6 protein-coding genes are annotated in these 12696 nt (G+C 37.8%); 3 read left to right on the plus strand and 3 right to left on the minus strand.

The window, feature by feature from the left end; translation table 11 throughout:
* The first annotated feature begins 59 nt into the window (after positions 1–59).
* Positions 60–1883, plus strand: coding sequence for a glutamine--fructose-6-phosphate transaminase (isomerizing) (gene glmS / locus ABD909_RS08290; RefSeq protein ID WP_345097449.1), 1824 nt, complete (start codon positions 60–62; stop codon positions 1881–1883).
* Between the two features lie 651 nt (positions 1884–2534).
* On the opposite strand, the gene recG is transcribed toward glmS, so the two are convergent.
* Positions 2535–4643 (minus strand): ATP-dependent DNA helicase RecG, encoded by a 2109-nt coding sequence (recG, locus tag ABD909_RS08295; RefSeq protein WP_345097450.1) that lies wholly within the window; start codon positions 4641–4643, stop codon positions 2535–2537.
* Between the two features lie 363 nt (positions 4644–5006).
* Here recG and dnaE point away from each other — a divergent pair, with 363 nt between their 5' ends.
* A complete protein-coding gene (gene dnaE / locus ABD909_RS08300) occupies positions 5007–8495 on the plus strand; it encodes a DNA polymerase III subunit alpha (RefSeq protein WP_345097451.1) in 3489 nt (1162 codons plus the stop codon).
* A 189-nt stretch (positions 8496–8684) separates the two neighbouring features.
* Here the strand turns inward: dnaE and ABD909_RS08305 are convergent, their stop codons facing one another.
* Positions 8685–9935, minus strand: coding sequence for an FAD-binding protein (locus ABD909_RS08305; RefSeq protein WP_345097452.1), 1251 nt, complete (start codon positions 9933–9935; stop codon positions 8685–8687).
* Between the two features lie 34 nt (positions 9936–9969).
* Positions 9970–10218 (minus strand): zinc-finger domain-containing protein, encoded by a 249-nt coding sequence (locus tag ABD909_RS08310; RefSeq protein ID WP_345097453.1) that lies wholly within the window; start codon positions 10216–10218, stop codon positions 9970–9972.
* A gap of 296 nt (positions 10219–10514) precedes the next feature.
* On the opposite strand from ABD909_RS08310, the gene ABD909_RS08315 reads away from it, so the two are divergent.
* A complete protein-coding gene (locus tag ABD909_RS08315; RefSeq protein WP_345097454.1) occupies positions 10515–12695 on the plus strand; it encodes an RNA degradosome polyphosphate kinase in 2181 nt (726 codons plus the stop codon).
* The last annotated feature ends 1 nt before the right edge of the window (position 12696 follow it).

Raw genomic sequence — 12696 nt, forward strand, 5'->3', positions numbered from 1 at the left:
CGTGAAGGGTATTTGTTGGTTTTGGTCTATAAATCTGGGATGTGAGTTGGAGCTTTTAAATGTGTGGGATTATCGGAATTCTCGGAAATCGATGTGTTACATCCTCTTTGATTGATGGTTTGAAACGTCTTGAGTACAGAGGCTATGATTCCTCTGGTATTGCAACAATCCATAACGGGTGTCTTTATCGTATGCGCGCTGAGGGGAAGCTTGTTCATTTAGAAGAAAAGTTAAAAAAAACGCCTCTACAAGGAAATTTAGGAATTGGTCATACGCGCTGGGCGACGCATGGAGTTGCTGTAGAACGGAATGCGCATCCTCATGTAACGGAAAAGCTTGCAATTGTTCATAATGGTATTATTGAAAATTTTATAGAATTGCAAAGGGAACTTATTGAAGATGGTTATTGCTTTGAAACAGAAACAGATACGGAGGTTATTGCACATTTAATTACGCGAGCTCTAAACAGTGGGCTCTCTCCGCTGGAAGCTGTGCGTGAAAGTTGGAAAAGATTGCAAGGTGCTTTTGCTATTGCTCTCATTTTCGAAGGTGAAGATAATCTTATGATTGCTGCACGTTCTGGGCCACCTTTGGCAATTGGCTATGGAACGGATGAAGTTTTTATTGGATCTGATGCTATTGCTTTGGCTCCCTTCGTAGATCGTGTTAGTTATATGGAGGATGGAGATTGGGCTGTTTTGACACGAGAGAGTGTCACAATTTACGATGTAAATAATCAATTTGTAAAACGTCCTATTACAACATTGTTTGGAGAAAATTTATTGGTTTCTAAAGGTAATCACCGTCATTTTATGCACAAGGAAATGTTTGAACAACCTGAGGTGATTTCTCATAATTTAGCGCATTATCTTGATCTTGGAAATCATACGGTTCGTTCACTTGAAAATTTGATTGATTGGAAAAATATTAATCGGATCGTTTTTGCAGGCTGTGGGACAGCTTACTATTCGACTTTAGTTGCACGTTACTGGTTTGAACAATTTGCTGCTTTAAGTATCGATAATGATGTTGCTTCGGAGTTTCGTTATCGTGAACCACCTCTTACTGGTGATGTGCTATCAATGTTTGTTTCTCAATCTGGTGAAACGGCTGATACATTGTCGTCTTTGCGTTATTGTCGTGAACATGGTGTGAAAACAGCGACAATTGTTAATGTTGAGCAATCGACAATGGCAAGAGAAGCGGATTTTGTTCTACCAATATTTGCTGGACCAGAAATTGGTGTTGCTTCCACAAAAGCTTTTACTTGTCAGTTATCAACACTTGCTGTCATGGCGCTTGGTGCTGCTAAGCAACGGGGGTATCTTTCAGAGGAAGAAGAGCATCAGTTTGTCCAGCAATTGGCAGAAGTTCCGCGTCTTTTAAATGAAGTTCTAAAGCTGGATGATAAAATTGAACATATTTGTCGTGATTTGGCGCATGCAAAAGGGGTTCTTTATCTTGGGCGTGGGACTTCGTATCCAATTGCTTTGGAGGGAGCACTTAAGCTGAAGGAGCTTTCTTATATTCATGCTGAAGGTTATGCGGCAGGTGAGTTAAAACATGGGCCAATTGCGTTGGTGGATGAGACTATTCCGGTAATTGTTGTAGCCCCTTATGATCGATGGTTTGAAAAAACTTTTTCTAATATGCAAGAGGTGGCAGCGCGAAATGGCCGTATTATTTTGATAACTGATAAAAGAGGGGCAGAAACCGTTCATTTTGAAACTTTATCAACGATTATTTTGCCTGATGTTCCAGAATTTATTACGCCCATTATTTATGCTTTACCTATTCAGTTAATTGCTTATCATACAGCTGTTTTATTAGGAACAGATGTTGATCAACCCCGCAATTTGGCAAAATCAGTTACTGTTGAGTAAAAATAATTTTATGTCTTTAAAATTTTGAAAGAGTAGAGATAACACATTAATGGGGATGCATAATTTATTTTTTACAGATTGGTTAAGGATATTGCATACGAATATTTTCTCATTTTTTCCATTTTGTTTCGGAATCAAAAAAACTTTTCTTGTATGTCAGAAAAGGAATCAGATATGTGAATAGACAAAATTGAAAAAAGCTAAATTTGCTTTTATGAACTGTTGTCATGCAAGGACTAACTAATATTGGAAGTGGGGGTGAAGTGCTAAGATTGGTTTGTTGTTGCTCCATAAGTTTGAAGGTAAAACTAGAGCTTTTAGATGAAATTATTTTTTGAGGGCGATTAATATACATTATAAGAACAAGAGAGTTTTTGATTGATTTCCTCTTTATTCTAAACGACAAAAGTTTTTAACAGTGCTGGTTTATAAACGGCATGGCTTTTCTCAATTTTTTGTTGCTGACCACTTGTATGGTTCACTTTATAGATTCTAAGGGTAAGTCTTGTTCCAAATATTTGTTACGCACTACTTAAAATATTTAATGTATGAAGTTTTACATATCTTATATCTCTATTTTAAATAACAGAATTTTACGGCTCAAAAAGATAAATTATAAGTTTTTTAAATTTATTTGAGTGCTTTTTATTATTATCCTGCTCGCAGTAAACGTGTAGCATCTTCGCGTCCAAAAAGATAAAGAAGTAAACGTAAAGCTTGTCCTTGTTCTGAGGAAAGGTGCGGATCACGTTGTAGGAATAGGCGTGCATTTCTTCTTGCCATTGATAAAAGATCACTATGTACAGCAAGATTTGCTATGTGGAACTCGGGCATGCCAGATTGTCGTGTGCCTAAAAGCTCTCCTTCTCCTCGCAGGCGCCAGTCCTCTTCAGCAATTTTAAAACCATCTTCTGTAGCACGTATAATATTAAGACGTGTTGCAGCCATTTTTGTTAGGGGATCTTTGTAGAGCAAAATACAAGAGGATTTTTTATCTCCCCGTCCTACACGACCACGCAGTTGATGTAGTTGTGAAAGACCAAAATGTTCCGCATGTTCAATGACAATGATCGAAGCATCGGGAATATCTACGCCTACTTCAATGACTGTGGTTGCAACTAAAATATTTATCTTTCCATCTTTAAAGGAAGCCATTGCTGCTGCTTTTTCATCTGTTGACATTTTGCCATGTATTATCCCAACACGCGCTCCAAATCGCTCTTGGAGAAGAGCAAAACGACTTTCAATTGAAGTGAGTTCAAGAGCTGTCGATTCTTCCACTAAAGGACAAATCCAATAGAGCTTTTCTCCTTTTTCTATTGCAAGGGTAATGCGTTCTATGAGTTCATCAATGCGTTTTAAAGAAAGTGTTGCTGTTGTAATGGGCTGTCGTCCCACGGGTTTTTCTGTAAGTTGAGAGACATCCATGTCGCCAAAAGCTGTTAAAACCAGTGTGCGCGGAATTGGAGTAGCAGTCATGACGAGCATATCAGGCTTATGACCTTTTGCTGTAAGGGCAAGACGTTGATGTACACCAAAACGGTGTTGTTCATCGATAATGGTGAGGGAAAGATTATGATAGGAAACATTTTCTTGTATGAGCGCATGGGTTCCGATAATAAGAGAAGCTTGACCTGAGTGAATAGCTTTCAAAATATTTGTACGTACTTTTCCTTTTTCTCTGCCTGTTAAAAGAACTGTTTGTAAGCCAATTTTTTCGGCAAACGAGGTAATTGTTGCAAAGTGTTGCCTAGCAAGAACTTCTGTTGGGGCCATTAAAGCGGATTGTCCTGAATTTTCAGCAATTTGTGCCATTGCCATGAGTGCCACGACGGTTTTTCCTGCTCCTACATCACCTTGAAGAAGTCTTAGCATTGGCTTTGCTGAAGCAAGATCATTGGCAATGTCATGTATTGCTTTTGTTTGTCCATTTGTCAGTTGAAAGGGAAGAACTTGCAGCAATTTTTTAGTGTAAACACCTGTTGGCGGTCGAGATGTTCCAACAAGAGATTTTGTTTGCAAACGCACCAGTCCAAGAGCCAATTGACAAGCAAGCAATTCATCATAGGCGAGACGTTTGCGTGCTGCACTCTCTAGAGTTAAATCATTGGGATCGATGGGGGCATGAATACGGCGTAAAGCAACGGGAAAAGAAGAAAAATTGTGCTGTTTTTTGACACTTTCTTCTATCCATTCTGGTAAAAGAGGAATATAATCAAGGGCATTTTGTATTGCACGTCTTAGGGTTTTTGTCGAAAGGCCAGCAGTAGAGGGGTAAATGGGTTCGACTAAGGGCATTTGGTGTGATTGTTCGCTTGCTATGATATGGTCGGGATGTACCATTGACAGCTGCCCGTTAAAACGTTCAGCTTTGCCTGATACAATGACTTTTTTTCCTTCCGGAAGTTGTTTTCTTAACCAAGTAGATTGAGCATGAAAGAAAACTAAATTTATTTTTCCTGTTAGATCATGTGCTGTGACCCGATAAGGTAATCGATTACGGCCCATTGGTGGTGGCTGATGCTGATCGATAACAATTTCAAGAGTAATGGTAACTCCTTCTTGTGCATCAGCAATAGTTGGACGTATTCTACGATCTATAACGGAATGGGGCATTAATTGAAGAAGATCAATAAGGGTGGGTTCGCGTTGCGTGAGATTTATGTTTAAGACTTTTGCTAACAAGCTATAAACTTTTGGTGTAATCCCAGAAAGGATACGAATAGAATGAAAAAGGGGGACAATAAGGCTTGGAAGCATAAGTAAATTTAGCTTGCTCTTTTTGTTTTTTCTAGTGCTTTGAAAGAGCTTTTTGGGGATAAGTCATAGCAGAAAAATCAAAATTTAAAGAATGCATAAAATAAAAAGTGCAAGAAAGAGTAGCAATATTCATAATATTCTCTATGATTTTCTCTTTTTGTTTTTATCTATTTATTTGCTGTGAATAGAGATATTTTCTTGATGAAAGTCTTTTATAAATAGCAATAAACTGAAACAGCTTGCTCATATGCAGGGGTGATAAACTTATAGATTAAAGGTGAGATAACTGAGCAAGTTCTCTCTTGTTAAGGCAGATAAGAGCTGCGATTTAAACAATTTATTTTGTAGTGGGGTATTGTGAGAGTGGTAGAAGATAAAAGAAAAATAGGAGATAAAAAGAATACCCTTCCTCGCTTTATTCATTTGAGGGTGCATTCTGCTTATTCACTGCTCGAGGGAGCTTTAAAGATTCCGCAAATTGTTCAGCATGCAATTTCAGATCATACACCAGCGATTGCTATTACTGATACAAATAATTTATTTGGTGCTTTAGAATTTTCGCAATATTGTTTCTCTTATGGAATACAACCGATTATTGGTTGCCAGCTTGCAATTGATTTTGCCGATGAAGGTGATAATTTGCTTCCTTCCCAAGGGCACCATCCTGCTGATTTCTGCTCTCTTGTTTTATTCGCTGCAAGTGAGATTGGTTATGCACATTTAGTGCGTCTTGTCAGCCGTGCTTACCTTGAAAAATCTAATACTGATCCGCCTCATATCAAAATCGATTGGCTGTCATCATGTAGTGAAGGAATCATTGCTTTAACAGGTGGTAAGGGAGGACCTATTAATTTTTCTTTAACAGAAGAGAAAAAAGAACGTGCTATTAAACGTTTAACCGATTTAAAAAAAGTTTTTGCCGATCGTCTCTATGTAGAATTACAGCGGCATGGTTCTTTTGATCGACAAATAGAAGCTGCACTTATTGAGTTGGCCTATAAATATGAAATTCCTCTTGTGGCAACCAATGAAGCTTTTTTTCTGAATAAAGAAGGGTATGAGGCTCATGATGCGCTTATGGCGGTTGCGGAAGGACAAATTGTCTCTAATCCAGAGCGTAAGCGTGTGACGCCAGATCATTATTTGAAATCACAAGATGAAATGGTGACATTGTTTTCTGATCTTCCAGAAGCTTTAGAAAACAGTGTTGAAATTGCATTGCGTTGTCATATTGCTACGCCAGTTCGAAAACCAATATTACCTCGTTTTATCGAGAAATCTGTTGATTCAAACTGTAGTTTAGAGGTAGAAGATAGTGAATTGTTAAATCAAGCAAAAGCTGGTTTGAAAATACGCCTCGAGACAATTGGATTGGCTGAAGGATATAGCATTGCAGATTATGAACAGCGGCTTGATTATGAAGTTTCTGTTATTACACGTATGCAATTTTCTGGCTACTTTCTTATCGTTTCAGATTTTATAAAATGGGCGAAAGCTCATGGTATTCCCGTTGGTCCAGGGCGTGGTTCTGGTGCTGGGTCACTTGTGGCTTATGCATTGACTATTACTGATGTTGATCCATTACGTTTTTCTCTTCTCTTTGAACGTTTTCTGAATCCAGATCGTGTATCGATGCCGGATTTTGATATCGACTTTTGTCAAGAGCGGCGCGAAGAAGTGATTCATTATGTGCAGAAAAAATATGGACGTGATCAAGTTGCGCAAATTATTACCTTCGGTAAATTACAAGCACGTGCGGTGTTGCGGGATGTTGGACGTGTTTTGGAAGTTCCTTATCGCCAGGTGGATTATCTTACAAAATTGGTTCCTGCTAAACCTGGTAGTCAAATTGAATTAGCGGATGCTATCAAAGATGAACCTAAATTTGAGGAAGAAAAGAAAAAAGATCCTCTCATTGGACGAACATTAGATATCGCACTTCAGTTGGAGGGGCTTTATCGTCATGCATCAACTCATGCAGCAGGAATTGTGATTGGTGATAGGCCGCTTTCAGAGCTTATCCCGATGTATCGTGATCCGCGTTCCGATATGCCTGTGACACAATTTAACATGAAATATGTGGAACAAGCAGGGCTGGTCAAATTTGATTTTCTTGGATTAAAAACACTTACTGTTTTGAAAATGGCAGTAGATTTTGTTGCACGAAAGGCAGTCAAAATAGATTTGTCGAATATTCCTCTCAATGATGAGGAAACCTATGCTATGATGGCACGTGGTGAAACAGTTGGTGTGTTTCAAGTGGAAAGTGCTGGTATGCGTAAGGCACTGATTGGAATGAGGCCTGATTGTATTGAAGATATTATTGCTCTTGTTGCGCTTTATCGTCCTGGACCAATGGAGAACATCCCAACCTATAACGCACGTAAACATGGAGAAGAGGAAATTGCTTCTATTCATCCTAAAATAGATCATCTGATTAAAGAAACACAAGGTGTTATTGTCTATCAGGAGCAAGTGATGCAGATTGCTCAGGTGCTTGCTGGTTATTCGCTTGGAGAAGCGGATTTATTGCGGCGCGCTATGGGTAAAAAGATTCATAAAGAAATGCAACAACAGCGTACGCGTTTTGTAAATGGAGCCGTTGCTGGTGGTGTTGATAAAGATCAAGCTAATATTATTTTTGATCTTTTAGCAAAATTTGCAGATTATGGTTTTAATAAATCACATGCTGCTGCTTATGCGATTGTTTCTTATCAAACTGCCTATATGAAAGCACATCATCCCGTTGAGTTTTTAGCCGCTTCAATGACTTATGATATGACAAATACGGATAAGTTAAATGATTTTCGGCGTGAAGCATTAAGGTTAGGTATTAAAGTTATTGCTCCTTGTGTGCAAACATCATATCGTGTTTTTGAGGTTGGCGATAACTGTATTTATTATTCTCTTGCTGCCATTAAAGGTGTAGGGGAAGCCGTTGTAGATCATATTGTTGCTTGTCGTGGGAAGAAAGTTTTTAAAGATCTAGAAGATTTTTGTGCGCGTATTGATCCGCGTATTGTAAATAAACGTGCGATGGAAAGTTTGATTTGTGCTGGCGCTTTTGATTGCTTTCATATTGCACGTGAGATTTTATTGGCAAGTCTTGGAACGCTTCATGCACGTGCACTTCGTATTCTCGAAAACAATTCTAGTGGACAAATTGATATATTTGGCATGATGGGGGGATTAAAAGAGCCTTTAGTTTTATCGCAAACGTCTCCGTGGTTACTGGATGAAAAACTGCATCGAGAGTTTCAAGCAATAGGTTTTTACTTTTCTGCGCATCCTTTGGATGAATATCAAACGATTCTTGCTAAAAAACGTGTACAAAGTTGGGCTCATTTTGCCAATGCTGTCAAAGGAGGGGCTACTGCTGCAAGGTTAGCTGGAACTGTTGTGGCAAAACAAGTACGTAAAACAAAGTCTGGTAAGAAAATGGGGATTATTCATTTTTCTGATACGAGTGGGCAGTATGAGACAGTTCTCTTTTCTGAGACACTTTCCGATTATGAAGCGATACTAGAACCTGGAAAATCTTTTATTATTACGGTGAGTGCCGAAAATCGTTCTGAAGGTGTGAATTTGCGATTAGAGACAGCCCACTCTTTGGAAAAGGAAGCATCACAGAATCACAAAATGATGCGCCTCTTTATAAAAACGGTTGATATGCTATCGCAGATTGAGCAAAATTTAAGTCCCGGAGGGAATGGGGAGGTAGGGCTTATTTTGATTCAAGAAGATGGATTACGAGAGGTCGAAATTACACTCCCAAAGCGATATAAGGTTAATTCACGTGTAGCAAGTTCTATGAAAGCTATTCAGGGCATTATTGATGTGGAGTTAACTTAAATCAAGAATTGTAAAGTGAACGCTTGTCTTGAAAGAGATTTTTAGCTTTATGGATGGTTTAGTTTTTTATTGGATTATAAATTCTAAAAATTTTTTCTTTTATTACTGTAAGTTATATTAAATTGCTTGCTCAATCAATAAAGTTGAGAAGATATGCTTTTTGATTTGTATAGCCGAAATGTAGAGGAATTATAAGTTTTTACCATACGCATTTATGGAATTTATAGCATCATAGCTATAAAGCCAATGAAGGTTAGACATGATGCTCTCTGGTGTGCGAATTTTCATGATAAAATTACGTGCAATTGCTATGGGGCCAGTTGCATGGTAGGCTATTCTGTTAAAATCTCCTCGTTTTTTTACGGCTCTCATTCGAGGTGTACGTATTTCTTTATAAAGTGAAAGCCCTTTTGTTAATGAAAGATCTTTATAAGAGAGTATTTCTGCTAATGTGGCCGCATCTTCTATTGCCATAGCAGCACCTTGTGCTGCAAAAGGAAGGGTTGCATGTGCACTATCCCCAACAAACACTTGTCTTTCTAAGCCTAAAAAACGGTGTTGTTTCATTTGAAAGAGTGGCCAATAGCTCCACGCATCAATATGGTCAAAGATTTGCAAAATTTGCATATGCCAATCTTTAAAAAGAGCTTTCAAATTTTCTTTATTTCCTTTATGCGTCCATCCTTCTTTTGAATTTTCTCCATGTGTGATGGCTACAAAATTAAATAGTTCTGCTGATGATTGAAGAGGATAGACAACAAGATGATTTTGAGGTCCCATCCAAGCAGTAATTGTTTTCACATTTTGCAATAAAGAACAAAAATCTTTAGGAAGATTTTTGAATTCTGCTGTAGCACGCCACGCAATAAAGCCACTAAAATCTGCTCTTTCATGAAAAGGTGTTAATTGCCGTAATGTTGACCAAACTCCATCACATCCGATAAGAAGCGGTGCTGAGTAAAATTGCTGTTGTTTTGTTTGATTTGATGCATCTGTTTTGGTCGTTTTTATATGAATGCCACCAGATTCCATAGGAGTAGCTGATATAACAGTTTCGCCTGTTTTATATTTAATAAAAGAATTTCCTATAACAGCGTTGTATAAAATTTTTTGTAAGGCAGCGCGATGAAGTGTAATATAAGGGAACTTCCAATTTTTTTCCGACAAATTGATAAGATCAACACGCAAACGCGTTTTTAAAGATATCCCATCTCTTAATTCAAGGAAATGGGGTATTGTTCCCATTTCCGTAAGTTTATCAAGAATTCCCCATTGAGCAAGTATACGTGTCGCATTTGGAGTAAGCTGAATACCAGCCCCTACAGCTTCAAGCTGTTGACATTTTTCGATAAGAGTACTTGCTATTCCTTTATGGGCGAGTGCCAAAGCGGTGCTTAAACCGGCAATTCCTCCTCCAACGATGATTGGCGATTGATCCATAAGTTTTCTTCATATTGAAAAAGCAGAAAATGCTTTATAATGAATTTTGAGGATGATATAAACATCCTGTTGGGTTCGTTTGATTGTATGATAATGAGGAAACATAACGATAAAGTGTTGAACAATAAGGGCAAATTTTTTCATCAGCTGCCCCCATGTCAATAAAAATATGGGGATGGTCGAACGGTTGTGTAGCACCCACACACATAAATTTTTTTACACCGATCTCGATTATTTTATATCCAAGGTTGTTTTGGAAGTGGGGAATTTTATGATCAGCCATGGTATCAAGCTCCGGATAAAATTGTCTCATCAGGTATGATTTGTACTTTTTACATAGATGAGTTTGTAATAAAGCTTATGATAATGCAAGGTGCTTAAAAAACAAACGCACTGTCTTTTATGTTAATGGGTTCATTCTCTGTTTTTAGCACTTTGCGTATTAGCAATAATTTCAAATATTTAATGTCAATAACATGAGAAAAATGCATTATTAAAGGGTAAGATATTATAAAGTGTTCTATGAGATATTTAATCATAAGAACGTTAGAAAGTATAGAGGAAGCTTAGCTAAACTATATGGAACAGAGGGTGGCAGATCAAATTTCTCTATCGGATATAACAATGAAAAATCCGAAGAGGTTTGTGAATAGAGAATTTTCATGGTTACAATTTAATACACGTGTATTAATGGAGGCGACTAATCCAAGGCATCCTTTATTAGAACGGCTACAATTTCTTTCTATTTCTGCAGCAAATCTTGATGAATTTTTTATGGTTCGTGTTGCTGGACTTGTTGCTCAAATTCGTTCTGGAGTTACAACTTGCAGTGCAGATGGATGTACACCGCAAGAGCAACTTGATTTTGTGTTAGCTGAGATTTCACGATTGCAGACTTATCAATTACAAGAATTGCATATTTTACGTCATGAATTAAAACAGAATAACATTGAAATTATTTGTTTTGATGAGCTTTCAGAAATTGAAAAATTATGGCTCAAAAAATATTTTCTTGATACAATTGCTCCCGTTCTCAAACCTTTATCTGTTAATTCTATTCACTCTTTTCCATTTATTCCTAATTTAGGGCTTTCACTTGCTCTCCAATTGTCTCGGGGTGTTGATCAATCCTCTACTATAGTGTTGTTGCCACTTCCAATGGCGTTAAGGCGTTTTATTCTTCTTCCTCAAGAGGACAGTAATTTTCGTTTTATTGCCTGTGAAGATGTTATTAGTTTTTTTATAGATTATATATTTCCCAATTTTGAAGTTAAGGGAAGCGGTCTATTTAGGGTTATTCGTGATAGTGATATTGAAGTAGAAGAAAAGGCGAGGAACCTTGTTCATTTTTTTGAAACTGCTCTTAAGAGGCGCCGCCGTGGCCAGGTTATTCGAATTGAATTTGATGCGAAAATGCCGGATACTTTACGTCAATTTATAACAAATGGCCTTGTTGTTCCTGGTAATTATAACAGCATTCTTGATGGGCTTTTGGCGCTTAATATGGTCTCAGAGATCGTTTCTATTCCACGTGATGACTTGAAATTTATCCCTTATAATCCTCGTTTTCCTGAATCTATTCGTGTGCATAAGGGAGATTGTTTTGCGGCTATTCGTGAAAATGATATGGTTATTCACCATCCTTATGAATCTTTTGATGTAGTTGTACAATTTTTACGTCAAGCGGCTCACGATCCGAATGTTGTGGAAATCAAACAAACTCTTTATCGTACATCGAATGATAGTCCAATTGTCAGTGCTTTGATTGAGGCTGCTGAACAGGGCAAGTCTGTGACTGCTTTGGTAGAGCTTAAAGCACGTTTTGATGAAGAGGCGAATATTCGTTGGGCACGTGATCTTGAACGTGCCGGTGTTCAAGTTATTTTTGGTTTTGTTACCTTAAAAACACATGCTAAAATGTCACTTATTGTGAGGCGTGAAGGAAAGCGCTTGTGCTCTTATGTTCATCTTGGAACGGGGAACTATCATCCTATTAATGCTAAGGTTTATACCGATCTTTCTTTTTTTACTATTGATGATGATATTGCCCAGGATGTTGCATTATTGTTTAATTATATTGCTCAATATGAACGTCCAAATGAAACAATGAAGATTGCTTTTTCACCTTTAACATTGCGTAGTCGTATTTTAGAGCATATTGAAGGAGAAATTATCAATGCGCAGCGGGGGCGGTTTGCTGCTATTTGGATAAAAGTTAATGCATTGGTAGATCCTGAAATTATTGATGCTTTGTATCGTGCTAGTCAAGCGGGTGTACAGATTGATTTGGTAGTGCGTGGCATATGTTGTTTGCGTCCTGGTATTCCGGGAATTTCGGATAATATTCGTGCAAAGTCAATTGTAGGGCGTTTTCTTGAACATAGTCGTGTGTTTTGTTTTGGTAACGGCGAAGATTTGCCGAATGAAAATGCACTTGTTTACTTGGGGTCTGCTGATATGATGCCTCGCAATCTGGATTACCGTGTTGAAATATTGGTTCCTATTTTGAATAAAATGGTTCGCAAGCAGATTCTTTTACAAATTATGTTGGCTAATATTATTGATAATCAACAAAGCTTTGATATACTCAATAATGGAAAATCAAGACGTATAACACCGCAAAGAGGTGAAAGTCCGTTTAATGCGCAGGAGTATTTTATGGTCAATGCAGGTTCAGCGGGGTGGAAAAAATCTTTTGATTCTTCTGCTTCACGTTTGATGGCGTTGCATCGGCAGCAAGCTAAAGTGCATAGAGACTGAG

The organism is Bartonella acomydis, from assembly GCF_039543025.1.
GTDB lineage: Bacteria > Pseudomonadota > Alphaproteobacteria > Rhizobiales > Rhizobiaceae > Bartonella > Bartonella acomydis.

What these genes read in the sequence shown, in the direction of transcription:
- glmS (WP_345097449.1), top strand. Translation starts at nt 60, where the DNA reads ATGTGTGGGATTATCGGAATTCTCGGAAATCGATGTGTTACATCCTCT.
- recG (WP_345097450.1), bottom strand. Translation starts at nt 4,643, where the DNA reads ATGCTTCCAAGCCTTATTGTCCCCCTTTTTCATTCTATTCGTATCCTT.
- ABD909_RS08305 (WP_345097452.1), bottom strand. Translation starts at nt 9,935, where the DNA reads ATGGATCAATCGCCAATCATCGTTGGAGGAGGAATTGCCGGTTTAAGC.
- ABD909_RS08310 (WP_345097453.1), bottom strand. Translation starts at nt 10,218, where the DNA reads ATGGCTGATCATAAAATTCCCCACTTCCAAAACAACCTTGGATATAAA.
- ABD909_RS08315 (WP_345097454.1), top strand. Translation starts at nt 10,515, where the DNA reads ATGGAACAGAGGGTGGCAGATCAAATTTCTCTATCGGATATAACAATG.